Raw genomic sequence first — 23,689 nt, 5'->3', positions numbered from 1 at the left:
ATAGGAGGTTCGGTGATTGGATCAAGGAGATGAACAAAGTCAGTTAGATTTAAAGTTGATTCGTGTTTGGTTGAAATCTTCCAAAGCCATTACTGAAAACATACTGAAAGACATTGAAAGTCATAATCTTAATAGGGAAAATTTTATGACTCTGGAATTGCTTTACAGTAAGGGTCCGCATCCTGTCCAAAAGATCAGTGAGACTCTCTCTATTCCAAGTGGAAGTATCACCTACGTCGTGGATAAGTTAGAAAAAAAGGGGCTTGTAGAAAGACAACCCAACCCTAATGATAGAAGGGCTTCTAATGTCGTCATAACGGAAGAAGGAAGAGCATTATTTGACGAGATTTTCCCGAAACATGTTGCAACAATCTCAGAAAATTTATCTTTTGTTACTAACGAAGAGAAGGAACAGTTAATCTATCTATTAAAGAAAATAGGAATGGGTGCACAAAGTTTACAAAAATAACAGACAAAAATGGACTGTATGGCTAATATTTAGAGAAACATTATAATTAAAACAAGTTTTTCAGGTGCTGAAAGAAAAGAGTGTAGTTGAACTTAATATTTACGGGTGATTTTAATGCTGTATTCAACAAACGGGGGCGATTGTTCTATATGAACAGTCACTTCTTGAGTTAAAGAAGGCAGTTTACTTCAACAAGGTCAAAAAACCATTAGGTGTGTAATCCCAATGGTTTTTTTCTATCTTAATTCGGTTTATCTAAAGCTAACTTTAATCCAAATCCAATTAGAACAAGTCCCGTAGCTTTATTAGTAGCCTTGTCGTCTTACCTTGCACGCTTTTAAAGTCCCATATAAATCACCTCTTTATATAAATAACAAAACGGGCATTCCTTAAATAAGGGATGCTTTTTTGCTTCTTTAACAATAGGGGCCGTTTTATTCTATAAGGTCGAAACCTTTTTCTTTTTTGAACGTAATCTAATTAGGTAATGAAATCCTTATGGGGGGTGTAGTTGTTGAGAAAACAAGATGACATCCGAGAAAAGAGTAAAATCGAAACAGATGATGGTTGGAATCGAACCTTTTATGGAAGCCCTACTATCGGTGGAATTATAGTGGTAGTAATAGTAATATTTTATATAATTTTTCAATAAATAATGAACCAAATGGGGTGAATGATTATTAAAAAGATGCCATTGTTATTAGTTGTCTTAATGTTATTACTTACCGCTTGTAGTTCAAAAACTTTTACATTTTCTGGAGAAACAGATCATTGGTCTGCTGAATTAAAGGTTACACAAACCAATGATGACTATGAAACACAGGAATTCAAACTTCAATTCAAAGGTAAAGATATTAACTCCGTTGGTGAATTAACTTATAATATCGAGACTAATGCGGGTGGCTTTGGAGAAAGTGGTATAAAATTGACAAAGGGTGGTTTTCTTATCGGTAAAGATGAAGCGAATCCAACCAATGCCAAAGTTATTGAAGATTCTGAGGTGAAAGTGACAGTGGAATGGAATGGTAATACTGAAACCATTTTATTAAGCAAGAATTAAATAGAAAGCTATCTGATACGATCCTTAAAAAGGGATCGCTTTTTTGTAAAGGAGGCAGTTCTCTGAGAAAGGTAGATCCTCTTTTTGTTCAATTAGAATCCAGATGAGGGTATCGGCAGGGTTTGATCATTAAGCGGAGAAATTTCGCTTAATTAAAAAATTGCACTTAAAATAGCTCAAATAGACGGAGAGATTCCGGCTAATGACTCGAAAAACGTGAAAATGGGTAATATTATTTTGCTTAACCGGAAAACCTCCGCTTATATACCATGAAAAGAGCTCTACTCTGCAGTCTAACCGGAAAATCTCCGTTTATTTTCAAATTCTGTTTACCATTGACGATTTGGATCAATACATCCTGAGTTATGCCTGACAATCTAGCATCTATTCGTGTATTCGAAAAAGTAGGACTTGAAAAAGAAGGTATTGAAAAAAAAATATAAGAATTAATGGTAAATGGACAGATCATCAAATATTAGCAATCATCAACAGCTTGGAAAATGAAAATTGAGGCTTGAGGAAAGTTCCTCAAGCCATTAGTTGTTTAGTAGTTTTTTCATTTTTTAGTAAGAAGTTAGCATTTGCTATAGCAAAAACTTGCACCTACAATGATGAGTAAAATAAACAATACGACAATTAAGATAAAATCGTTTCGATTATCAGGACAAACAGGATATGCATATCCATAATCAAAGGCAGGAGCGGTATAGGTAGGCATTGGGGCCATATTTGGAGGAACATTAGCTCCAAGAGTCGGTGCCGCGTTAATGTTTGGATACATGATTACACTTCCCTTCGTGTAAGGAATTTCTCTATATTATACTCTCGAAGGGGAGTTTGGAGCCCGTCTATAAAAAAATGGGTGAATGTCATGGATTGTGTATTACATGGAATAATAAAGATAATGAGCATATGAAATGGAACTTTTGTTATGGTGCACGATCGGACGCTGCATTTTGTATGCTCGACCGTTTCTATTCCAACTTGCCGCTCTGAATAAATACTTAAAAGAAGGCCTTGTTACCAACTTTGTTATATAAGCGGATTGATGACTACTCGGTTTTCTTTTTTCATTAAGAATCTGAATCATTTCTTCGGATGTTCTTATATTAAATCCATGTCCAAACAACGTACCATCATTAAGGAGAACGGCATTAACACCTCTGAAATGTGGTGTTTTTCGATCAAAGTCAGGATTATTAACGTACAGAACATCTCCAGGTAAAAAGTGATTGGAATAAAAGGTATTGATCCCTAGGTCTGTATCTGTATGCCAGCTGTAAAGATATAGATCTCGAAACAGTGAATTAAATAAATGGCTACCAATACTATTCAATATGGCATGGTAATAGATGATTGGAATAGCTGTTGCACATTCAAATGCATAGAGTGAACTATTCCGATAAATATCCAGAATCGCATCAGCTGGTTGCACATCGGGTCTTAAAAGGAACCCGCCTCCCCTTGTTAATTGCCAATACCTGGGGTTGCAGCGGGCATAAACAAAGGTTGTAAACACGGCTTGACTATTGTTCATTTTTCTCGCACTTTGGATAATATTCTTTCGCACTTGAAGCTCAAACAGTAATTCATACTCGGAATAATAAGAATATAAAAAGGAAGCATTCTGCATCTGTTGAATGATTGTTTTCTCCATACTCCCAAGTTGCCAATTTTCATTTGGTTGAAACGGGACCCCTGATATTTGGATCATACAAATCCCCCATTCCTATACGCTTTCATTTGCATTCATATCTAGCGTATTCTCATTTTTTATTAATCATGTTAATTATTCATGTGGGTCAAGGGTAAGGGTGAATAGGACACATCTGTTTTCTCACTCAGCTAAACAAACGATAGAAATAGAGAATGTTCACCTATCCTTCAAACACCCATAAACTGAAATCAGGGTGATGAATATGCAAAAACAAAACCAGATGAACATCACTTCTGTTCATCAAAAATATTTTCGTCCATCTTGCTTGAAAGCTTTAAATGTAAGATTCGGTGGGAAGTTCTATTCCCATTTTTCTGAAAAGCCTCATGACCAAATCAACTTACCTTCTGAATGGTTTCAAACCCCAGAAGATACCCTTCTTAACTATTTTAGCATCCTGCGTGAAGCGGAAAATCTAGGAGGGAGGAGTTGCGGTACGGTAGGTCAGGCACGTACTCCATTTCCAATTGCGTATAACTTTCTGTCTAAGGAGTATCAAAATAAATTAAGCTATGATGACTATTTTCATTCGTTTGCTGGGATCGGGCATACAAGTTTAATCAAGCTTTTTTACGTACCTGATGGAAAAAAAGGATTAAAGTATTTTTACGAAGTGGAAACGATTGAAGGGTTTAAAGGGAAACGAGCGGAGCATTTTGGTTATTCATATGGATTTATTCATCTTGTATATGAAAAAGAGGGTTATAAAATTTCGGATTTGAATAAGTTTGAAGAGGATTTTTTATGTGCACCCTATCATGGGTGGGACCATGATGCGGAATCAGTCGTCGAAGTGAAATATGGGGAATGGTGCAAATTAATACAACAAATTTCCCCCACTGTGAGAGAGGGATACTTTAAACATATTTATTTTAAAGGTACGGATGGAGCTGATTATTGGTTTATATATGTTACTTTGACGAATGGAACGGATGTAGAAATTGCTCAATTTCGGAAATTCTTCAATGAAGAGTGGAAACAGGTTAACATCAAGCCGGAAGAACAGTGTTTAACGGAGAAAAGCACTGATAATTAAACTAAAAGTATATATACACTGTTCAATGAGCTTTGAACGAGTCAAAGAGTCGTAGCTGCGGCTCTTTTTCTTGTTCGGCTCATGAAGGGAGTTAGTTTATCGACAAAAAAATTGTCGATTTTCCATATTCCATATATGGAGATGGACTTTTTTATACTCCATAAGACTGCGCCGTTAGTCACAAAACCCCTGTTATTTTGACTATAGCCATTCTATTAATCAGTTTTCCTAATGATATTTTGTCTATATTGATTAGGAGAAATTCCATAAATTTTTTTAAAAGTTCTAATAAAGTGAGTAGTATTTTCATACCCTACCTGCTCACTGATTTCATAGATTTTCAAACTAGAAGACTCAAGGAGTTTGACTGCCTTTTCTAGCTTTATTTTTTGAATCATTTCTCTAAAATTCTGACCTGTATGAAGTTTAATAAGTCTGCTTAAATGGGAAATGGTAAAATTAAACTTGCTTGAGAGTTCATCTAATGTTACCGTTTTATAATTATTTTGAATAAAAATTAAGATATCAGATAAATATTGATTACTTTTTCGGAGTTCTGCTGGTAATTCTACCATATTTTTTTCCCCTCTAAGCAGGTTTGCAAACAGAATCAATAACACATAATTTAACATTTTGTTGCTATACTTCCTCTTTTCTATTGCCTCGATAAACAAGTGTGCTATTGACATTCTAATTGTAGTACTGTTGTTAGTCCTAAATATAATGTAGTTGTTGTAATTTTTAGTATATAAAATTTTTGAAAAAAAAGATGATAGTATATTTTCATCCTCAAGTATTTCAGAGAAGATACCCTCGAAGGTCCTTTTTCTAACTAAGATGTTTATTACGATTGAATCATCAAACACTTCCACAGAATGCTCAACTCCAGGAGAAAGAATACAAAGATCTCCTTCATTTAAATTGATAGTGTCCATCATTATTTTTTGCTTGCAGTGTCCCGAATAAACATAAAGTATCTCAAAAAACAGATGTTTGTGAGTAAAAGCAGGTGTGTAGCGATCATGCTTGGAAACATGAATGTTAAACTCTTTATTCTTAAAGATATTCTCTTCCAAAACTAACAAGGAATCAGGGGTTTGGTTTAATTCAGGTAGGATAATTCGATTATCTATAAGAAAATTAAGATCTAAACGATTCATAAACTCTTTAAAAGAGGTAGAATTTTGCTTCGCTAAAAAATAATCTCTTAAAAAATGCTCACGTATATTATATTCTCTAAGGAATGCATCTAATTCTTCCACGTTCATTTGATCACCTTTTAAAATCCTTTCTGAATTTAACCCAATCATCTTCAAATATCAATAATTCCACATAAATAGAACTTTAATTTTAAAATCAAAAAATGTCAATTTAAATCCTCAATAAATGTCATTGGTTTCTACTTTGATAGCGTTTACCATATTGTTATAACGATATCGTTTGTTTTGTAAGGTGATTAATAGAATATTATAAACTGAAAGAAATGTATATAATATTAGGCTCTTATAGACGGGGGTTTTTAAAATGAAAGAAGTAAATCTAGATGTTATTAGGAGGAAATATGGATATGTTAAAACACACAAGCTTTCCTGAAACCTTCTTATGGGGAGCAGGGACATCTGCTTTTCAAGTGGAAGGAGCATACAATGAAGATGGAAAAGGGCTAACTAGCGCAGACTTACATTCATTTCTAAAATCAGATCAACAAGCAGATACAAAAGTTTCAGTTGACTTTTATCACAAGTATGAAGAAGATATAAAATTAATGTCAGAGTTAGGGTTAAAATGTTACCGATTTTCTATTTCATGGGCTAGAATCTTTCCAAATGGTAATGATTTCAATGTAAATGAATTAGGTGCAGTGTTCTATGAAAAAGTGATTAATCTTCTAGTCAAATATAATATTGAACCAATTGTAACATTGTATCATTTTGATATTCCTCAGAACCTAGTAGATACTTATAACGGTTGGGCATCAAGAAAATGTATTGATGATTATGAGAGATATGTCCGCTACTGCTTTGAACGATTTGGGGATAGGGTAAAATATTGGGTAACAATAAACGAACAGAGAGTAATAGCAGAGTCGAAATCATTATTAGGCTTTAAGGAAGAAGAGGGTTCGAGTTGGGAAATAACTAGACATCAAATGAATCATCATCTTTTCTTAGCTAATGCAAGGGCTATTAAACTATGTCATAAAATTCTTCCAAACGCTAAGATTGGCCCAGCTGTTTCTTACTTAACTACTTATCCAGCAACGTCAAAGCCAGAAGATGTATTTGTTGCAAAGGAGTTAGAAGATATTTGGTCATTTGCAACGATGGATGTTTATTTTTATGGCGAATATCCAGCCTATTATAAGCAATATTTGAAAGAAAATAATATTTCAATTCAATATGAGGAATTGGATGATGAAACATTAAAAAATGCAAAACCTGATTTTATGGGTGTTAACTGGTATCAAACAGCAACAGTTAAATATAATGATTCCGGTGAAATGGCAAAAAAGAAAGATCAAATTGAACCTACGACCATGCTATTAGGTGGAAGAGTTCAAATGGCTAAAAATCCCAATCTTGAGTATACAAAATGGGGATGGCCAATTGACCCTAAAGGGTTCCGCTTAGCTTTAAGAAAAGTGTATGACCGTTACCATTTACCAATTATTATAACTGAAAATGGTCTTGGAGCACAGGATAGTTTAACAGAAGATAATAGGATTCATGATGAATATCGTATCGATTTTCTAAAACATCATTTGCATAGTATAAAGAAGGCGTTAGAAGATGGAGTAGAGGTTATCGCATACAGTTACTGGTCTTATATTGATATTTTAAGCTCCAGCAACGGAATGAATAAGAGATATGGGCTTGTATATGTTGATAGGGACGAGTTTGATAAAAAAGAGTTAAAACGAATAAAAAAAGATAGTTATTATTATTATCAAAATGTAATAAAGAGTAATGGTTCTATTTTGGAATAAATCAAAAATACCTTTAAAGGTAGGAGAGAGAGCGTGTGTCAAATATGAATACTTTTTTAGAACAAAAAGTTACTCCATTCGTTAATAAGTTTGGCAATAGTACGGTTTTAACTGCACTTACAAGAGGATTTATGGCATCTCTACCACTTACATTAGGTACATTTTTAATTGCTATAGTAGCCAACTTTCCGGTTGAAGCATGGACAAAGTGGTTAGCTGAAACGGGGTTAAGTATTCACTTAAATGCTGTTATAGGTGCTACAACAGATTTACTAGGAATATACTTTGCCTTTATGATTGCATATTATTATGCGAAGATTAAGGGCTCGGATGAAGTAGTTTCAGGAGTATTGTCATTAGCTTCATTTCTTATCCTTATTCCTCAACAAATCGAAGGCACAGATGGAAATCTTATAGCTGCAATGGAAAAAACATATTTAGGAAGTGGCGGTATTTTTGTAGCGATGGTCACAGCCATTTCTGTAGCGGCATTGTATACTTTCTTGCATAAAAAAGGTCTAATAATCAGGTTACCAGATAGTGTTCCTGATATGGTATCAAAATCTTTAAGTCCGGTTTTTATTGCAATGATTATATTTGTATTAGCATTACTTGTTAGAATTGGTTTTGCTTATACGTCATTTGAAACGATATTTGCATTTATTAATACAGTAATAGCTAAGCCACTGATGAATCTAGGTTCTTCACCAGCAGCACTTTTAATTTTCTTTACAGTTTCAAATATACTATGGTGGTGTGGTATTCATCCAGCTTCCCTACAAGGTGTATATTTGCCAGTAGTTGGTGGTGCTATAGCAGGTAATATTGCAGCATTTCAGCAAGGGGAACCATTACCTTATCTAGCATTTATGGTGTTGTTCTTTACTTATGTTGGAGTAGGTGGAAATGGAAATACTCTAGGGTTAGCAATTAATATGACACTATTTGCAAAATCAGAGCGTTTTAAGGCATTAGGTAGGGTAGGAATTGTACCAAATATCTTTAATATCAATGAACCATTGATTTTTGGAATACCGATTATTTTTAATCCGTTTTTCTTTATACCTATGGCACTTTCTTCTATTGTAACTGGCTTAGTTGGATTGCTGTTTATAAAGATAGGAGCGTATAGTTCTCTGAATCCACTAGTTCAATTACCTTGGACAACACCACCAGCTATTACAGCTGTTGTAACAGCAGGAGTATTGGCTGCTGTAGGTGTATGTTGTGCAATTCTTGCTACAGTCTTGCTTTACTTTCCATTCTTTAGGATGGCAGATAAACAAGCATTGAAGGAGGAACAAGGAAATTAAGTATAGTCCTAATTAAATGAATCTTCTTAAATAATAAATATTATTTTCATATATCATCAATTAGGAAAGAAGGATCATTTAATGACCACATTAAGTGAAAAAAATCTTATAGAGCAAATCATAGGGTTAAGAAAGGTAGTAAAATTAGTAGGAAACAAAGGAGGAGTAAATTGTGATTAAGATTGCACTATTTTGCGCAGCAGGAATGTCGACTAGTATGCTGGTAAAAAAAATGACAGAATCCGTCAATAGTAGAGGTTTAGATGTACAAATTGAGGCACATCCTGAGTCAGAACTTGCAAGAATTATAGATGAAGGAATTGATGTTGCTTTGCTAGGACCACAAGTAAGATTTAAACTTCAATCATTAAAAAAACTATGTGATACGAAAGGCATTCCAATAGATGTAATAAATTCGTTGGACTACGGAATGATGAATGGTGAAAAGGTATTATCAGCTGCTTTAGAATTAATAGATAACAAATCTTAGTATAGGAGGGTTGGAGTCTTAGATAGCTCCAACCCTTATTTTTCAAAAAGTTATCAACTTGAGTAAGAAAAGGTGGATATTTTTTGAAATAAAGGATAGCCTTTTTTTTTATAATTATTACATTTGTATTTTAATTGTTCCTGCATTTTTTTATCACTGCTGAAAATAATAAGATCGGGGTGATAAAATGGCAACTGCCAAAATCGGGGACAATATATTATTTAAGCGTGAAGGGCAAAGCTATAAAGGAAATGTTACGGTTGTAAGAGAAAATTCTGTTATTGTTGAGTACGGATACAATAAAGAAAAAAACCAACCACTTACAACCATAGTCAATCATAAAAATTATAAAATTACTAAAGAAGGTTTGTGAATTAATACCTTTATAACCGGGTAATACAAAAAATTTAAAAATAAACGGAGATTTTCCGGTTAGACGGCAGAGTAGAGCTCTGTTCATGGGATATAAGCGGAGGTTTTCCGATTAAGCAAAGTAAAATCACTCAATTTCACGTTTTTTGAGTAAATAGCCGGAATTTCTCCGTCTATTTAGGCAATTTTCATTGTAAATTTCTAATTAAGGGAAATTTCTCCGCTTAATAACAATCCCAGTTGATTCCCTCATCGCTCGGGCAACCTAAAATGGCTCAGTAAAGTGAACTGAGCCATTTTGGGTTTATGGACAGAAACGGAAACCGTTCTTCAGTCTTCTTTTGGTTTTGGGTATCTTTTTGCTTTCTTTGCTGACTCTCGTAATAAATACTCAATATGACTGTTAATGCTACGAAAATCATCTGCAGCCCATTTTTGTAGCACTTCATAAAGGTCAGGATCTATGCGTAATGGAAAGCTCTTTTTTTTTGTCATGTAAACCACTCATTTTAATATAAAGTACCTGTATTAATTACAGGAGTTGTAGAATTTTCAGAGACAATTGCGACAAGGAGGTTATTCACTAATTGTACCTTTCTTTCATCATCTAATTCAATCACTTGATCTTGCTCTAGCTGATGGATGGCCATTTGTGCCATTCCTACGGCACCTTCTACAATCTTTTGACGAGCAGAAATAATCGCTGTTGCTTGTTGGCGCTGTAGCATAGCTTGAGCAATTTCTGTTGAGTAAGCTAGATGGGTCAACCGTACTTCAACAACCTCTACTCCTGCTAAGTCTAGTCTTGCTTGTAACTCTGCTGTAAGCTCGTTGGATACTTCTTCCGCATTTCCTCGTAACGTTAATTCTACATCTTCAAAGGTATCATAAGGATACTTTGTTGCTACATGACGAATAGCGGTTTCACTTTGAATTTCAACGAATTCTTCATAATTATCTACGTCAAAAATCGCTTTTGCTGAATCCACCACTTTAAATACGATTACGGCAGCAATCTCTATGGGATTTCCATCCACATCATTTACTTTTAACCTTTTACTATTAAAGTTACGTACTCGTAAAGAAATCGTTTTACGAAAAGTAAGGGGAACGGTGAGAAATAGTCCACTATGGCGGATGGATCCAAGATATTGACCGAAAAATGTCACTACCACTGCCTGATTAGGCTGAATAATTGTAATGCCGCTACCAAGAAGTACGGCGATCAAGAGAAGAGGAATGGCAGCTCCAAATCGTTCCTGAATGAGAAAGTATACTCCTGAGAAAAGTGAGATGGAAATGAAAAGTACACCAATAAATCCATTAAAATGAAAAGCACTTTTTTCTTTCAAAATAATCACTCCTGTAAAATCAATTTGATATAATTATGATATCACTTTTGTATAAAAATGTAAATTAAATAGCAAGGGATTTATCGAGTAATATTATTCATTCCCATGAGTTGAGAAGGGGGAAAATAAGTAGTATATTAGTCATGCAATAATAGGGAAAATATATTCTTATGGATTTAATATCTAAAAAAAGGAGAGAGAAAATGAGTACTATCATACATAAAGAAACACCACACATTAAACCAAATGGGGCAGAGATTGCTGAAACCATCCTTTTACCTGGTGACCCTCTACGTGCAAAGTTTATTGCGGATACTTATTTGGAAGATGTCATACAGTTCAATGAAGTTCGTGGCATGCTAGGGTTTACAGGTACATATAAAGGAAAGCGAATCTCTGTAATGGGAACGGGAATGGGAACACCTAGCATGAGTATCTATTCATGGGAGCTAATTAACGTCTTTGGAGTGAAAAACTTAATTCGAGTTGGTTCTGCAGGTGCTATACAAGATAACTTGAATTTATATGATATTGTCTTTGCGATGGGTTCATCAACAGATTCTAATTACGGACATCAATTCAATTTTCCAGGACAATATTCAATTACTGCGTCATTTGAGTTATTAGAAAAGGCGAAGAAAATTGCGGATAAACAGGGACAGCATGTTCATGTGGGAAATGTTCTTTCTAGTGATGTATTTTATAATGCTGATCCGACAGCTTTGCAAAAATGGAGTGAAATGGGCATTTTATGTGCGGAAATGGAATCGGCTGGTCTATATTTAAATGCTGCTCGTGCGGGTGTTAATGCTCTTTGTATCTTAACTATAAGTGATCATATTTTTAGGCAGGAGCAAACAACACCAGAGGAAAGACAAACGTCATTTACAAAAATGATGGAAATTGCTTTGGAGCTTGCATAAAAATTACTTCACCACACTGCAATGGCAAAAAACAACGCCACATTGATAAAGCAATGTGGCGTTAGTATGCTCCTTTAAATGCCAATCCCTAAGCCCGTGAGTGTACTTTTTCCCCTTGTACCCAAACTTCCCGAATATGTTCAGGACGGACAAGATACATTATTTTTTGGAAAATATCATCTAACTCTTCATTTTCAGCGAATATGGGCAGGCTGGCTGCTGGTAATTTCGTTTCAATGATTTGTACGTCCCATGCATAGTTTTCTTGAATTCGCCCAATGGGTAGGCTTAAGCTTTCTCCACCGCCGGCTGTAGCCAAGTAAAAGGCATCGTGAATGGAAATGCGGGAATTTGGTACACCCCGTTCCTCGGCAGGAAGAGCCGGATTTACCCCGTCTTCTAGCATTCTAGAGGAGACCACAGCCTGTTTGGCATTATCATAAAGACTTGGAGTCGCGCCAGCTGAGATATCGGTTCCTAATCCAACATCAATTCCCATAGCCTGAAAACGTTTGATCGGGATCACGCTATTTGCGAAGTAGGCATTTGACAATGGACAATGGCTGATCGCTGTTCCTGTTTTGGCAAATAGCTCTGCATCATCGTCATCTAAGAAATTACAATGAGCCATTACAGATTTCTCACCTAATAAGCCAAAATCATGCAAGGCAAATGCATCATGTTTGTGAAAACGGTCTTGTACATAGTTATGAGCCCAGTCACTTTCGCTACAATGCGATTGAACATGTGTATCATGCTTAGCTGCGAGTTCCCCTAAGCCCTTAAGTGCTTCGTCCGAACAACTTGGAATAAAGCGAGGAGTAACAACGGGATACACACCTTGTTTAACTGTTTTAGCTAGCTCCTTCACTGCTAAAATAAATTCCTCTGTATCAGCTATCGCGGTTTTGGCATCTGCATCCCGATAATAGTCAGGGTTTTGTTCAGGATCATCCATGACAACCTTGCCTACTAAACCCCTCTGTCCTTTTTTTGCACATATTTCTGCTAATAATAGACTTGCCTCTTTATGGACGGTTGCAAAGTAAAGGACTGTCGTTGTGCCGTTGGCGAGTAGTGTATTTACGAGATCTTCATAGACTGTTTGGGCAAAAGTTAAATCTGTATATTTGGACTCTAAAGGAAATGTATACGTGTGAAGCCAGTCATAGAGGGGAATATCCAATGCTGTCCCTGATTGCGCCCATTGTGGGGCATGGACATGCAAATCCACAAAACCGGGGAGGAAATATTGCCCGTCTGCTAATTGATGAAAGTTCTCCTGCCCTTGGTAGTCCGCTAACAAGGGTTGATATTCCTCGTGTTCAGGTCCAACCATTTTTTCAATCATTCCATTTGAATTCACAAAGAATAAATAATTTTTTAATGTATTAATTTTTTTAGGAGAAAAACTAGAAAAAGCAGTTCCGTGAAAAACATGCGTATATTTACTCATAAACACCCTCCTAATGTTCGCTACATTGGCCATTGTAACGGAATGATAAAACGTAGTCCATTTTAAACACATTTTTTATAAGAGTAAATGATCTATTGATAAAGTAGAACCTTACCAGAAAAACCTAGTTGACGAACTAAAAGATAGTATTGTAGTATAAGAAGATAATTGAATAAGACCTCACTTTTTACAGTGGGGTAGAGGCGCGATATTTAACAGTCTTTAGTGGAGTTTGAGAAGCAGTGATGCTAAGGAGAAGGAAATGTCGCCGAAGTTTGTAATATTCTCGAGTATTACATGCTGGGTCTGTAGTTAAGAGCTGCAGGACTGTCTCGATAAACTTAGTCGTTTATTGAGTTGTGCTATCTCATTTGGGATAAAAGAGGGGACTTTAGGACAACTATGCATAACGCGACCTGAGTTTATCTCAGGTCGTTTTTTGTTTTAGTACGATAAAATAACAGGGGGAAAGACATCATGAAAAACAAGTTATCATTATTCATAGTTTTATTAGTTTCATCGATTCTATTATTAGCCGGATGTGGATCAAGTAATGGTTCTGATTCTGGATCATCAGAGGATAATACATTTAAAGTTGGTTTAGAAGCGGGTTACGCTCCTTTTAACTGGACTCAGAACGACGATTCTAACGGTGGAGTTAAAATTGATGGTTCTGCAGAGTATGCTGGTGGATATGATGTGGAAATCGCTAAGAAAGTCGCTGAAGGTTTAGGTAAAGAATTAGTGATTGTTAAAACAGAGTGGGATGGCTTAGTACCCGCTTTAACATCAGGTAAAATTGATGCGATTATTGCTGGAATGTCACCAACGGCTGAGCGTAAGGAAACGATCGACTTTACGGATAATTACTACAAGTCAAATTTAGTAATTGTTGTGAAAAAAGGCAGCAAGTATGAAAATGCTACTTCGATCCAAGATTTCAAAGGTGCAAAAATTACAGCGCAATTAAATACGTTCCACTACAATGTGATTGATCAAATCGAAGGTGTAAACAAGAAAACGGCGATGGACAACTTCCCGGCCATGAGAGTTGCTCTAGAATCAGGGATCATTGATGGTTACGTTTCAGAACGTCCAGAAGGAGTTAGTGCATCAGCAGCCAATGAAAACTATGTAATGGTTGAATTTGAAGATGGTTTCGAAACATCAGAAGATGATACAGCAATCGCTGTTGGTTTGAAAAAAGACAGTGATTTAACAGAAAAGATCAATGAAATTTTAGCAGGTATCTCAGAGGAAGAACAAACAAGCATCATGGATGCTGCTATTACGAATCAACCAGCAGCAAAATAGAATTCAGGAACCGGCTGTATATAAGTATACAGTCGGTTTTATACGGTAAGGAGGAGAAATGATGAGTCTTGAATGGGTTATTAAAATCATTGCGGAAAACTGGCCTATGTTCCTTCGTGGTGCTGGGTTAACCCTTTTGATTGCTCTGGTTGGAACGATATTTGGAGCAATGATTGGATTATTAGCAGGCGTTATACGAACGATTCCCATGCCGGAACGTGGCGGGAAAAAGATACTTTTAAAAGTGATTAACCTAATTCTTTCTATATATATAGAATTCTTCCGTGGAACACCAATGATTGTACAAGCTATGGTAATTTTCTATGGATCTGCCCTAGCATTCGGTATTGATATGAATGTGTTTGTGGCCGCTATTTTTGTCGTATCGATCAATACAGGAGCTTATATGGCGGAAATTGTACGTGGTGGAATTGTGTCGATTGAAAAAGGGCAGTTTGAAGCCGCACATGCGATCGGAATGAATCATCTACAAACGATGTGGAATGTGGTATTGCCACAGGTCATTCGAAATATTTTACCTGCCACAGGAAATCAGTTTGTTATTAATATTAAAGATACGTCCGTTCTGAATGTGATCTCCGTGACCGAATTATTTTTCGTTACCAAATCGATTTCAGGCAATAACTTTAGATATTTTGAATCGTTTTTCGTCGCATGTCTGATTTATTTTGTGATGACGTTTATTGTGACAAGAATCTTGCTTTATATTGAAAAGAAATTAGATGGCTCTGAAAGCTATACGATGATTGTTAACGAAACACAAGTAGAAGTGGCCCAAAAGTAATGAGAGAAGGAGGAGAGACGATGGAAAAGATTATTGATATTCAGCATTTAAACAAATCCTTTGGAACTCATGAAGTATTAAAAGACATTAATTTTTCAGTGAACAAAGGAGAAGTAGTTACCATTATCGGTTCCTCAGGTTCTGGTAAGTCCACTCTTCTTCGTTGTGTGAATCTTTTAGAAAAACCAAGCGGCGGAAAAATTATTTATCATGGCGAAAATATACTAGATGACAAGCATGATGTAGCGGCTTACCGACAGCATCTAGGCATGGTGTTCCAACAATTTAACCTTTTTAACAATCACAATGTTCTTATGAACTGTGTGGTAGGACAAGTCAAAGTACTCAAACGCTCCAAGGAAGAAGCCGAAAAAGTAGCGATGAAGTACTTGAAGGTGGTTGGAATGGATAAATATATTAACGCAAAACCCAAACAACTGTCGGGTGGCCAAAAGCAACGTGTGGCCATTGCTAGAGCCCTTTCCATGGACCCAGATGTGATGCTATTTGATGAACCAACGTCTGCTCTTGACCCAGAAATGGTAGGGGAAGTTCTAAAAGTCATGAAGGAACTCGCAGAATCTGGTCTGACGATGTTGATTGTGACGCATGAAATGGAATTTGCCAAAGAAGTATCGGATCGAGTGGTCTTTATGAACCAAGGAGTGATTGCCGAAGAAGGCACTCCAGAGCAGATTTTCACTAATCCAACCCAAGAACGCACAAGAGAATTCTTGAAGCGTACATTAAATTAAGCAATTATACTAACTGCACCTCCAATTGTTATAGTAGATAGCAATTGGAGGTTTTTTTCATTTAGAAAACTACTCTCAAAACCCCAATTCATATAACTCTTCAAAATAAAGCTCTTCAAACTTTTTATTCAGGATTCCGTAATAATAGGCAATAGGTTTTTGTATGGTGCTTCCTTTGAGCTTACTAATCATTTGTTTAAAGGAGTGAACGGTCATATTTATCACGAGATCTGTTTGGCTTTCAAAGTTATTTCGATAGGCAGAAATTTTGGCCATTCTCCAGAATTCTTCAATCTGCTTTGCTTCTGGAAAGAAGTATCTGACGACTTGAGAGAAGGAGTAAGGAACTCGGTCACTTGTGTAAGTGTAATCAAGAGGCTTGTTATCCGTATTCTCTGTAGGTTCGGATGAATCCATTTCTTTACGTTCTTTAATCTTTATATTTTTAGTTTTAGAAGGATTACTAGTTTTATTATGGTGGTTCAAATTATCTTCCTTAGGTAGTCCATTTGTAGGAAAAGGTTGAAATACATACAAGTTACTAGACTGAGAACCATTTTTTCTTTCGGTTTCATGAACGATCAATAGTCCTAAACCAATCGCTTTTTGAATCATTCGCTTGAAAGTAGATCGTGAGATACCGTACCCGTTGTGTTCATCATAAATTGCTTTTAATACGGTCCCAATTTTGGCATTGCATACGCCAGGGATTTTCGCAGCAAAACGAACGAGTCGCTTTAAGCCAACTCGCTCTCCCTTAGAAAAATCATCCCTGTGAACAACCAACCACATTTCCATATGAGTATTAAATTCTTTTAAAGAAGAAAATTGAGAATAATGTTCGAATTGTTCAATACCGCCATTTTTCAAATTCATTCCTTGGCACCGTCCCTTCATTGTTTATATAGAGAAGGGCGGTTCAATAGGACAGGCTGGTTTTTGAATATTTGTGACGGATTTTTGAACAGTTTTAGATTAGAATGTAGTGAGAGTTACGTTACGTTGATTCTATTTTGTCTAAATTAAGTAATGGTAAAAAAATTATAGAAGGGGTTTTACAGATGGATGCAAATAAAAAATGGCTTTCCATTCCAAAAGAGATAAGAAATAGTCTACTAAGTATTGTTTGGTGTGGGAATTGCTCAGATGTAACAACGATTACTGCTTTTTTAATAGAAGAGCATGATTTCGGTATTGTGTTAAAAGGTAAATGTAAAAATTGTGGTAAAGATGTGGCGAGGGTAATTGAGGAAGATTGAACAGGGACACAAGTAATATGGGACCGGTTCCTGTATCATACGAAGCGCCTAAATAGTAAAAAAAATTCAATCAAACGTTTGATTGAATTTTTTTTCGTTTCACATTAAGCATGAGTTCATATTCTAGGGTAATCCAGGATAAAAAGTGCTTATTAGACCCAGGAATATCATTTTTCAAATAGATAAATAGACCATAAAGAATTAGAATAAGAATATAGTATTCCAAAAATTGTTAGAGGGGGGCAAATATGATCCCGACAAAAATAGATTCCACTTCTATCACTACGATAAGAGAAAAAGGCATTGAACCAGTTATCGATTGGTTCGAGCAGCATAAGCATTCATTCTATACTCTAGGGCGGTTCTATCTTAATCAACAGCACCAAATAGAAGAGCTATTCTACCGGTCTATTTTAAACGTTCATAAGGAATGGTCTCGATTTAAACATGAATCATCATTCGATCTGTGGGTTACATCCCTTTTCATACAAAACTGCCGAGAGCTTTCCCAGGATAATGGCATACAGGCTGGAGAGGAAAGTGATCCTCGTCCGGAGTTACTTAAAGCACTTGACCAACTAAATGGTGATGAAAAAGATGCCATGGTCCTTAGATATGTAAAAGGACTTTCTCAGGAGGAAGCAGCAAGCATTCTCCGAATTTCAGTAGATCAGATAAAAGGTCGTCTCTTTTCTGGAATCCGATCTCTTAGACAAACGGAGAGTGAAGAATCTTTTAATGGCTGTAAAGAGTACCATAAGGATTACATTGATTATTTAGAAAGAACGATGGAGCGGCCGAAAAGGGTCGATTTTGAAGTGCATATTTATCATTGTGAAAAATGTCAGGAGGATTTAGCTACCTTTCAGGATGTCAGGTTATCGCTATTAAACCATGCCGATCGGATGGGAGATTTTCATCTACCATCAGATTTCATGGGGAATGTCAAAGGGAGACTAGCAGAAAAGGAGAATCGCAGACGACAAAAGAACAAAAAACGTAAAAAAGTTGCGCTCGTTTTTGTAAGTGTATTCACAGTGCTGATGGGTATAGGCTTTTTTACCGGTTTGTTCTCCAACCTCTACTATACATGGACCGAAGAAGATGAGCAGCTGCGTGCCTTTTTACAACAGGGTCTGGGTCAAAGGGTAGACCTGGAGGCGGAAAGTGACGGGGTGATTGTGAAGATTAAGGGCGTGGTAGCTGATGATATTCAGACGGTTGTTTTTTATGAAATAGAAGATACAAATGAAGATCATCAATATTTTATGAATTATGATGATGGGGTTATTGTGGAGAACACATATAAAATCATGAACCATGATACCTATCCGAAATACTCTCCGCCTGATCTTGAATCGGATGTAAATAAAGGAAAAAAGAATGTTTATCAGGGGAAAATTAGTTTACTACCACTTAAGACGGATAACGAGACCATCCATTTGAAGATCAATAAGCTTCTAGAGATCAATCGTGATGCCTATGTGGAAAGTCAATATTGGGGCTACGGGAACAATCAATATCAAACAGGGGAATGGAACTTCGAAATCCCTGTAACCAAACAACCTTCCAAGGAATATGCATTAGGTGGACAAACTCATATCGAAGGGATCCCTGTTCGATTTGAGAAATTAATCGTTGCACCAACGGCAACTTCTTTACAATATAGCATTAATAGAGAACAGACGGAGAAACGGATAGAGTTCCTTAATTTTAACGACCTTGAAGTCAACAATAAGATCGTAAAAATAGATATGTTTGGGGGGATTCCAATGAATGCACAGCCTGACATGAATTGGTATACCTTCCAAGCGCAATTTGATTCTCTATTAGGAGAAGAACCAAAAGAAATTAGTGTTCAACTGGAATCTGCTTATTTGACAATGGAAGACGATAAAAGCATCGAACTTGATGTGGCTCAGCCATATCCTCAAACCTTTGAATATGCAGGAAGTACGATCAGCATTGATAAAGTAGAAGTGGGAGTGCCTACGACGATTGTTTTAAGTAATTATGAAGTTGAGAATCGGGCATATGAGTCACTTCAAATCAATATTGTTGGGGAAGATGAAAGTATGGCTATGTCAATGAGCATGGAGACAGAAGGAGTTCTAGTTGACAAGAATGGGGTAATATACGACATGAATACCACCCCTTTCTCCTATGAAGAAATTGAGCAACCCCGTCATTTTGAAACCGTCCAAACCATAAGGTTAGACGACAGCAACATGATCCCTAAAAGACTTGATATTTATGGATATAATACAATGAAATATTTGAATGATATTGTGAAGATATCGTTGGAATAACATATTGTTTGTATACATTTAATCACAAATGGTACCAATAAAAAAGGGGTCCAAGTATTAAGCTTAAGTCGTTAAAGATATACTTTCAATTATGACTGCGCATTCAAACAACATTTGCTGCTTGTACTATCTTTATGAAAAATGTATTAAAGGTGCAGATTAGCTTAAAAAAACAGACTTTCAATATACATGCTTTTCAATTTAATTGGAAAGATAAAAGTATGGAGGTGTATGTTCATGTCTAATCCTTTTGAGGCAGCTTGGAACGCTCTAAAAATATCAATAGATACAACTAATGAACCTAAATCACCCTTACATATTATTGAGGCTGGAGACTGTTGGACTTATTTAACTTTGGTAGAAGAGTTCATACGCTACGAAGAAATGGGATTAAACACAACAGCTGATGATGAAATGAAGGAAATGCTGAATGATTTGATTAAAATATGTGAGACTCAAGTAAAAAACCTAAGTAAGTTTATGAGAAGTGAGGGAATTCCTTTACCGGATGTGACATCATCTAAACCAGACTCTCATCCCAATCATATTCCTTTAGGTGTAAAGTTAACGGATAATGAGCTGGCCAATGGAGTAGCCTTCAAGATTGTTATATGTTTACAAGCATGCTCTAAAGGCCAAGCTGATTCTGTTCGTAGTGATGTAGGGATTATGTGGTTACAATACTATTTAGAATGGTCAATGTTTGGAAATACATTAAAAACACTTATGCGTAAGCGAGGGTGGTTAAAGGTACCTCCATATTACTATCCTCCAGGTGCACCATAAAAACTATACTTAACTATCATATTAAAGTAAGCTGGAGAACCAATTATGAATTCTATAAGGAGGGGTCCGGATGAAAGACAAAGAGCAGGAAACTAGCGACGGACTAAATCAGATATTTGAAATAATAAATGCCAAAGGTGATGTTGGGGAAATCAATGAAATTCTGAAAAGTGGAAGTTCTGATTCAGGAACGGAAAACGCCACTCCTAATTCCTAAGACAACCGAAATAAAAGACTGTCGACAAACTTAAAACACAGAAGTTTGTCGACAGCTCTAAAATCTATTAAGCCACGTAAGACTTATTAAGACAATGATTACTCTTACATCTCTTTTGCTGAGTGTATTTCATCTGCGAAAATAAAAGAACTTACAAAGCAATTTTTCTTAAGTAGCCTTCTCCAATTCCCGATAAATAGTTAATTAGTAATTGTGTATCGTTTCTAAATGGCAAGATGTTAAGAACATGAAGGAAAGTTTCCTCGTTGCCTTTCTTTTCTAGACTTTCTATTAATCTTTCAATGGAAAACGTACGACCCGTTATGGGGGAGATTAAGATGGTTTCCTTATTAATACCACGAGTTTCTAAATATTTTTTCAGCATACAATCACGCTCCGAATATAATTATATTTTTATTATTTCCAGATTGATAGATTTTATACATCCGTTTTTGTTTATCTATTATATTAATTGTAAAATAAAGGTAACAGGGGTTTTGCTTTATTGGGTAAAGCCTTCATATGTAATTGATGTCTAGGAACAATGGAACTAGGATTAAATGATATTCAGCAAAAAAGGCGCTTTTCTTTAATTATAAGTAGTTCCGATAACGTGGAGAAATACTAAACAAACATTATAAATCACATAGTAAATAACAGTAAATCTAGCAATTGAATGAACATATTAATTAGCACCTATTCTTGTCCGAATACGAGGTTCTTTAGGACGGGATGACCTGGAAGATTACCTATTGTTGTCCGAATACGGGGTAGATTCGGACAGGAAGAACGGGAAATTACCTATAGTTGTCCGAATACGAGGTCGATTCGGACAGGAAGAACGGGAGATTGCCTATAGTTGTCCGAATACGAGGTCGATTCGGACAGGAAGAACGGAAGATTACCTATTGTTGTCCGAATACGAGGTCGATTCGGACAGGAAGAACGGGAGATTGCCTATAGTTGTCCGAATACGGGGTTCATTCGGACAGGAAGAACGGGAGATTACCTATTTTTGTCCGAATACGAAGTAGATTCGGACAGGAAGAACGGGAGATTACCTATTGTTGTCCGAATACGAGGTAGATTCGGACAGGAAGAACGGGAAATTGCCTATTGTTGTCAGAATAAGTGGTTTATTCAAAACAGGAGTATTTTAACAGAAGAATTCGCACTCTAATAAACAATTGACAATAGATATTGTCATACTGAGATTTAGACGGATAACTGTTATGTTAATTCATGTAGAATAATTCAAATAATCGTTGATTTAATAAGATTTATTAAAGCCCCAATCACTATGGGATTGGGGTTATGATTTGATAGGTTATTTCTAATGTTTCTCCACAAAAACTGAACCACTTACTTTAATTAGGAGGCGTCTTTTTATATTGAATGTAAATTTACCATTAAGAAACATACTCTTTAAAGGAATTTTTATTTTTCTTAAGAATCTTATAAGAAACGGATTATTAAAGGGGAGGCCATACATGAAGATTAAAGAAGTTATTCGAAAGCCACTACTTATGGGAATGTGGGAAAACTATCCGAGGACATGGAAGTTTTTAATCGATTTGGGTATTTTCTTCAAGTATAAAACGTTAAATATAAACAAATTACCAGAAAAAATAAAGTTGTCATGTTCCCATAGCCTTTATGTAAATCCCAAAGAAAATAGAGGAAGAGCCTTACTTATTGGAAATGGAGTTACTCAAAAAAGGTTATCAAATTTTTGGGCGAACTCTGTTAATAAGCTTAAGCCAGATCTTGTTATAGATGTTGGAGTTAATTATGGGGAGTGTATCTTTTCTGCTACCTACCCATCCAACACAGCTATTTACGGAATTGAGGCAAACTCCACTTTACTCGAATATATAAACCGATCGAAAGAAGAACATCCCAATAAATCACAAATCCATATCATCAACGCTATTGCATCAGATACGGATGGTGAAGATAAGGTTTTTTTTATAGATAAGCATTGGTCTGGCACCTCCTCTGCTACCTATATTCCCTCACACAACTTGATTGAAAAGGTTTCGGTTACATCGGTTAAAATAGACTCTCTATTTTCTGGGCAGAGGTCATTTAGAACCGTCCTATTTAAAGTAGATGTAGAGGGTTATGAGACATTAGTATTAAAAGGAATGACCAATCTGTTTATTAAAAGTGAATCAATAGTTGGGTTTATCGAATTTAATAGTGAATATATTGAAAAGCTTGGTGTAGCTGTAGATGACTTTTTAAACTTTATTAAGGAGTATTTTTCAATTTATGTATATAGAGAAGATGATAGCATAATGGAAGCAACCCATTTGGGATTTATGGATCTAAAAAACTTGTTTGGAACAAGGTATATACATACTGATCTGATATTAATAAAGAACGAAACGATCACTAAAATTACTGATCAAAAATACTAATCAAGATTGATTTGGCAAAGGAAAAAGACAGGTATGAATCTAAGTAGTTCGGTTTTGAAGTACAAAATTAGAACTTACCCTGTTATCTACACTTAAATTCATAGACAATTTGATAAGCAAAAAACTTGGAACATTGTGTCTCCATGTATTTTTTACTTTATTTTGCACTTGATTTCACTAAGTTTAAAAAATAAACTGAGAAATTCCTTTTATTTTGGGAAATACCAACATTTCCAGCAAAATAAGCGGAGTTTTTCCGCTTATAGGAACCTAATCTTTAGATTTAGTTATAGATAGAGAAGTTAATCGGAATTTCTCCGCCTATATCTGCTTCTTGAGCCCCTACTATACACTTTAACCGGAATTTCCCCGCCTATGAATTTCTATACCTCCGCGAAAAAGTCAGCAATGAATATCAACAGAGTCTTTTCTTTCAATAACTTGTCTTTTTACAATATTTTCTAACTTGAATATCCCCAACCTACCTACCACTTTCAGCGCATCTAACCCCAATGGTATTAACTTTTGTCATCCTGTTAAAAGAGGTGTGAATTGGACTGCTAATTTGTTTGCTAATTAAGTTTTTGTACTTGGAAATTGAACCCGTTAGTATGAATCAAACCTGTGTTTTTTAATTACCTAAAGTT

26 protein-coding genes, 1 pseudogene and 1 riboswitch are annotated in these 23,689 nt (G+C 35.7%); of the genes and pseudogenes, 19 read left to right on the top strand and 8 right to left on the bottom strand.

Annotated elements, in window-relative coordinates; all coding sequences use genetic code 11:
- Positions 1 to 16: 16 nt before the first annotated feature.
- From ACQ5H4_RS17555 to ACQ5H4_RS17540, 4 genes and pseudogenes are all read left to right on the top strand, one after another.
- Positions 17 to 469 carry a MarR family winged helix-turn-helix transcriptional regulator gene (locus tag ACQ5H4_RS17555; RefSeq protein ID WP_430776289.1) on the top strand — a complete coding sequence of 151 codons (453 nt, stop codon included), beginning with the start codon at positions 17 to 19 and terminating at the stop codon, positions 467 to 469.
- A 514-nt stretch (positions 470 to 983) separates the two neighbouring features.
- Positions 984 to 1,121, top strand: a complete 138-nt coding sequence (locus tag ACQ5H4_RS17550; RefSeq protein ID WP_430776288.1) for a hypothetical protein — start codon at positions 984 to 986, stop codon at positions 1,119 to 1,121.
- Positions 1,122 to 1,142: 21 nt separating this feature from the next.
- Complete coding sequence (locus ACQ5H4_RS17545; protein ID WP_430776287.1) at positions 1,143 to 1,529, top strand: hypothetical protein; 387 nt, start codon at positions 1,143 to 1,145, stop codon at positions 1,527 to 1,529.
- A gap of 365 nt (positions 1,530 to 1,894) precedes the next feature.
- Positions 1,895 to 2,040 (top strand): annotated as a pseudogene (locus tag ACQ5H4_RS17540) (GNAT family N-acetyltransferase); the annotation flags it as partial.
- A 63-nt stretch (positions 2,041 to 2,103) separates the two neighbouring features.
- Here the strand turns inward: ACQ5H4_RS17540 and ACQ5H4_RS17535 are convergent.
- Positions 2,104 to 2,247: a YjcZ family sporulation protein gene (locus ACQ5H4_RS17535; RefSeq protein WP_430776350.1), complete on the bottom strand. Its 144-nt coding sequence runs from the start codon at positions 2,245 to 2,247 to the stop codon at positions 2,104 to 2,106.
- A gap of 165 nt (positions 2,248 to 2,412) precedes the next feature.
- Positions 2,413 to 3,243 (bottom strand): protein-glutamine gamma-glutamyltransferase, encoded by an 831-nt coding sequence (locus tag ACQ5H4_RS17530; protein ID WP_430776286.1) that lies wholly within the window; start codon positions 3,241 to 3,243, stop codon positions 2,413 to 2,415.
- Positions 3,244 to 3,448: 205 nt separating this feature from the next.
- Between ACQ5H4_RS17530 and ACQ5H4_RS17525 the strand changes: the two genes are divergently transcribed.
- The gene (locus tag ACQ5H4_RS17525) at positions 3,449 to 4,282 is read left to right on the top strand and encodes a hypothetical protein (RefSeq protein WP_430776285.1); all 834 of its coding nucleotides are present in this window, start codon (positions 3,449 to 3,451) and stop codon (positions 4,280 to 4,282) included.
- 215 nt (positions 4,283 to 4,497) lie between these two features.
- On the opposite strand, the gene ACQ5H4_RS17520 is transcribed toward ACQ5H4_RS17525, so the two are convergent.
- Positions 4,498 to 5,544 (bottom strand): AraC family transcriptional regulator, encoded by a 1,047-nt coding sequence (locus ACQ5H4_RS17520; RefSeq protein WP_430776284.1) that lies wholly within the window; start codon positions 5,542 to 5,544, stop codon positions 4,498 to 4,500.
- A 305-nt stretch (positions 5,545 to 5,849) separates the two neighbouring features.
- Here ACQ5H4_RS17520 and ACQ5H4_RS17515 point away from each other — a divergent pair, with 305 nt between their 5' ends.
- The 4 genes from ACQ5H4_RS17515 to ACQ5H4_RS17500 all read left to right on the top strand — a co-directional run bounded on the left by ACQ5H4_RS17515 (position 5,850) and on the right by ACQ5H4_RS17500 (position 9,444).
- Complete coding sequence (locus ACQ5H4_RS17515; RefSeq protein WP_430776283.1) at positions 5,850 to 7,268, top strand: glycoside hydrolase family 1 protein; 1,419 nt, start codon at positions 5,850 to 5,852, stop codon at positions 7,266 to 7,268.
- A gap of 44 nt (positions 7,269 to 7,312) precedes the next feature.
- On the top strand, positions 7,313 to 8,581 hold the full coding sequence (locus ACQ5H4_RS17510) for a PTS sugar transporter subunit IIC (protein ID WP_430776349.1): 1,269 nt from the start codon (positions 7,313 to 7,315) through the stop codon (positions 8,579 to 8,581).
- 172 nt (positions 8,582 to 8,753) lie between these two features.
- The gene (locus ACQ5H4_RS17505) at positions 8,754 to 9,071 is read left to right on the top strand and encodes a PTS sugar transporter subunit IIB (protein WP_430776282.1); all 318 of its coding nucleotides are present in this window, start codon (positions 8,754 to 8,756) and stop codon (positions 9,069 to 9,071) included.
- A 187-nt stretch (positions 9,072 to 9,258) separates the two neighbouring features.
- Entirely contained in the window at positions 9,259 to 9,444 is a 186-nt protein-coding gene (locus tag ACQ5H4_RS17500) for a DUF2187 family protein (RefSeq protein ID WP_430776281.1), read from the top strand.
- Between the two features lie 329 nt (positions 9,445 to 9,773).
- On the opposite strand, the gene ACQ5H4_RS17495 is transcribed toward ACQ5H4_RS17500, so the two are convergent.
- Both ACQ5H4_RS17495 and ACQ5H4_RS17490 read right to left on the bottom strand, forming a co-directional pair.
- On the bottom strand, positions 9,774 to 9,938 hold the full coding sequence (locus ACQ5H4_RS17495) for a type II toxin-antitoxin system antitoxin (protein ID WP_160548285.1): 165 nt from the start codon (positions 9,936 to 9,938) through the stop codon (positions 9,774 to 9,776).
- 14 nt (positions 9,939 to 9,952) lie between these two features.
- Entirely contained in the window at positions 9,953 to 10,795 is an 843-nt protein-coding gene (locus tag ACQ5H4_RS17490; RefSeq protein ID WP_430776280.1) for an SPFH domain-containing protein, read from the bottom strand.
- A gap of 203 nt (positions 10,796 to 10,998) precedes the next feature.
- On the opposite strand from ACQ5H4_RS17490, the gene deoD reads away from it, so the two are divergent.
- The gene (gene deoD, locus ACQ5H4_RS17485) at positions 10,999 to 11,718 is read left to right on the top strand and encodes a purine-nucleoside phosphorylase (protein ID WP_430776279.1); all 720 of its coding nucleotides are present in this window, start codon (positions 10,999 to 11,001) and stop codon (positions 11,716 to 11,718) included.
- 88 nt (positions 11,719 to 11,806) lie between these two features.
- On the opposite strand, the gene guaD is transcribed toward deoD, so the two are convergent.
- A complete protein-coding gene (gene guaD / locus ACQ5H4_RS17480) occupies positions 11,807 to 13,174 on the bottom strand; it encodes a guanine deaminase (RefSeq protein ID WP_430776278.1) in 1,368 nt (455 codons plus the stop codon).
- A 190-nt stretch (positions 13,175 to 13,364) separates the two neighbouring features.
- A riboswitch (Lysine riboswitch) is annotated at positions 13,365 to 13,547 on the top strand.
- 104 nt (positions 13,548 to 13,651) lie between these two features.
- On the opposite strand from guaD, the gene ACQ5H4_RS17475 reads away from it, so the two are divergent.
- The 3 genes from ACQ5H4_RS17475 (at position 13,652) to ACQ5H4_RS17465 (ending at position 16,048) form a co-directional block, all read left to right on the top strand.
- On the top strand, positions 13,652 to 14,488 hold the full coding sequence (locus ACQ5H4_RS17475) for a transporter substrate-binding domain-containing protein (protein ID WP_430776277.1): 837 nt from the start codon (positions 13,652 to 13,654) through the stop codon (positions 14,486 to 14,488).
- 61 nt (positions 14,489 to 14,549) lie between these two features.
- Complete coding sequence (locus ACQ5H4_RS17470; RefSeq protein ID WP_430776276.1) at positions 14,550 to 15,293, top strand: amino acid ABC transporter permease; 744 nt, start codon at positions 14,550 to 14,552, stop codon at positions 15,291 to 15,293.
- A 20-nt stretch (positions 15,294 to 15,313) separates the two neighbouring features.
- Positions 15,314 to 16,048 (top strand): amino acid ABC transporter ATP-binding protein, encoded by a 735-nt coding sequence (locus tag ACQ5H4_RS17465; protein WP_160548292.1) that lies wholly within the window; start codon positions 15,314 to 15,316, stop codon positions 16,046 to 16,048.
- A gap of 75 nt (positions 16,049 to 16,123) precedes the next feature.
- Here ACQ5H4_RS17465 and ACQ5H4_RS17460 read toward each other — a convergent pair whose 3' ends face one another.
- Positions 16,124 to 16,924, bottom strand: a complete 801-nt coding sequence (locus ACQ5H4_RS17460; RefSeq protein ID WP_430776275.1) for a hypothetical protein — start codon at positions 16,922 to 16,924, stop codon at positions 16,124 to 16,126.
- Between the two features lie 185 nt (positions 16,925 to 17,109).
- Between ACQ5H4_RS17460 and ACQ5H4_RS17455 the strand changes: the two genes are divergently transcribed.
- The 4 genes from ACQ5H4_RS17455 (at position 17,110) to ACQ5H4_RS17440 (ending at position 20,619) form a co-directional block, all read left to right on the top strand.
- Positions 17,110 to 17,307 carry a hypothetical protein gene (locus tag ACQ5H4_RS17455; RefSeq protein WP_430776274.1) on the top strand — a complete coding sequence of 66 codons (198 nt, stop codon included), beginning with the start codon at positions 17,110 to 17,112 and terminating at the stop codon, positions 17,305 to 17,307.
- 248 nt (positions 17,308 to 17,555) lie between these two features.
- Positions 17,556 to 19,616 carry a sigma-70 family RNA polymerase sigma factor gene (locus tag ACQ5H4_RS17450; protein WP_430776273.1) on the top strand — a complete coding sequence of 687 codons (2,061 nt, stop codon included), beginning with the start codon at positions 17,556 to 17,558 and terminating at the stop codon, positions 19,614 to 19,616.
- Between the two features lie 237 nt (positions 19,617 to 19,853).
- Positions 19,854 to 20,402, top strand: coding sequence for a DUF3231 family protein (locus ACQ5H4_RS17445; protein WP_430776272.1), 549 nt, complete (start codon positions 19,854 to 19,856; stop codon positions 20,400 to 20,402).
- 70 nt (positions 20,403 to 20,472) lie between these two features.
- A complete protein-coding gene (locus ACQ5H4_RS17440) occupies positions 20,473 to 20,619 on the top strand; it encodes a hypothetical protein (RefSeq protein ID WP_430776271.1) in 147 nt (48 codons plus the stop codon).
- A 151-nt stretch (positions 20,620 to 20,770) separates the two neighbouring features.
- Here the strand turns inward: ACQ5H4_RS17440 and ACQ5H4_RS17435 are convergent, their stop codons facing one another.
- Positions 20,771 to 21,004 carry a hypothetical protein gene (locus ACQ5H4_RS17435; protein WP_430776270.1) on the bottom strand — a complete coding sequence of 78 codons (234 nt, stop codon included), beginning with the start codon at positions 21,002 to 21,004 and terminating at the stop codon, positions 20,771 to 20,773.
- A 474-nt stretch (positions 21,005 to 21,478) separates the two neighbouring features.
- Here ACQ5H4_RS17435 and ACQ5H4_RS17430 point away from each other — a divergent pair, with 474 nt between their 5' ends.
- The gene (locus tag ACQ5H4_RS17430) at positions 21,479 to 21,799 is read left to right on the top strand and encodes a hypothetical protein (RefSeq protein WP_430776269.1); all 321 of its coding nucleotides are present in this window, start codon (positions 21,479 to 21,481) and stop codon (positions 21,797 to 21,799) included.
- A 310-nt stretch (positions 21,800 to 22,109) separates the two neighbouring features.
- Entirely contained in the window at positions 22,110 to 23,042 is a 933-nt protein-coding gene (locus ACQ5H4_RS17425) for an FkbM family methyltransferase (RefSeq protein WP_430776268.1), read from the top strand.
- Positions 23,043 to 23,689 lie beyond the last annotated feature (647 nt).

Source organism: Bacillus coreaensis (assembly GCF_050586445.1).
Taxonomy (GTDB): Bacteria; Bacillota; Bacilli; order Bacillales; family Cytobacillaceae; genus Robertmurraya_A; species Robertmurraya_A coreaensis.
Note: the sequence above shows the minus strand (reverse complement) of the source record. Positions and strands in the feature narration are given on the sequence as shown.

Coding starts and splice junctions, on each gene's coding strand:
- ACQ5H4_RS17545 (WP_430776287.1), top strand. CDS start 1,143: ATGATTATTAAAAAGATGCCATTGTTATTAGTTGTCTTAATGTTATTA.
- ACQ5H4_RS17535 (WP_430776350.1), bottom strand. CDS start 2,247: ATGCCTACCTATACCGCTCCTGCCTTTGATTATGGATATGCATATCCT.
- ACQ5H4_RS17530 (WP_430776286.1), bottom strand. CDS start 3,243: ATGATCCAAATATCAGGGGTCCCGTTTCAACCAAATGAAAATTGGCAA.
- ACQ5H4_RS17525 (WP_430776285.1), top strand. CDS start 3,449: ATGCAAAAACAAAACCAGATGAACATCACTTCTGTTCATCAAAAATAT.
- ACQ5H4_RS17515 (WP_430776283.1), top strand. CDS start 5,850: ATGTTAAAACACACAAGCTTTCCTGAAACCTTCTTATGGGGAGCAGGG.
- ACQ5H4_RS17510 (WP_430776349.1), top strand. CDS start 7,313: ATGAATACTTTTTTAGAACAAAAAGTTACTCCATTCGTTAATAAGTTT.
- ACQ5H4_RS17500 (WP_430776281.1), top strand. CDS start 9,259: ATGGCAACTGCCAAAATCGGGGACAATATATTATTTAAGCGTGAAGGG.
- ACQ5H4_RS17495 (WP_160548285.1), bottom strand. CDS start 9,938: ATGACAAAAAAAAAGAGCTTTCCATTACGCATAGATCCTGACCTTTAT.
- deoD (WP_430776279.1), top strand. CDS start 10,999: ATGAGTACTATCATACATAAAGAAACACCACACATTAAACCAAATGGG.
- guaD (WP_430776278.1), bottom strand. CDS start 13,174: ATGAGTAAATATACGCATGTTTTTCACGGAACTGCTTTTTCTAGTTTT.
- ACQ5H4_RS17475 (WP_430776277.1), top strand. CDS start 13,652: ATGAAAAACAAGTTATCATTATTCATAGTTTTATTAGTTTCATCGATT.
- ACQ5H4_RS17470 (WP_430776276.1), top strand. CDS start 14,550: ATGAGTCTTGAATGGGTTATTAAAATCATTGCGGAAAACTGGCCTATG.
- ACQ5H4_RS17465 (WP_160548292.1), top strand. CDS start 15,314: ATGGAAAAGATTATTGATATTCAGCATTTAAACAAATCCTTTGGAACT.
- ACQ5H4_RS17460 (WP_430776275.1), bottom strand. CDS start 16,924: ATGAATTTGAAAAATGGCGGTATTGAACAATTCGAACATTATTCTCAA.
- ACQ5H4_RS17455 (WP_430776274.1), top strand. CDS start 17,110: ATGGATGCAAATAAAAAATGGCTTTCCATTCCAAAAGAGATAAGAAAT.
- ACQ5H4_RS17450 (WP_430776273.1), top strand. CDS start 17,556: ATGATCCCGACAAAAATAGATTCCACTTCTATCACTACGATAAGAGAA.
- ACQ5H4_RS17445 (WP_430776272.1), top strand. CDS start 19,854: ATGTCTAATCCTTTTGAGGCAGCTTGGAACGCTCTAAAAATATCAATA.
- ACQ5H4_RS17440 (WP_430776271.1), top strand. CDS start 20,473: ATGAAAGACAAAGAGCAGGAAACTAGCGACGGACTAAATCAGATATTT.
- ACQ5H4_RS17435 (WP_430776270.1), bottom strand. CDS start 21,004: ATGCTGAAAAAATATTTAGAAACTCGTGGTATTAATAAGGAAACCATC.
- ACQ5H4_RS17425 (WP_430776268.1), top strand. CDS start 22,110: ATGAAGATTAAAGAAGTTATTCGAAAGCCACTACTTATGGGAATGTGG.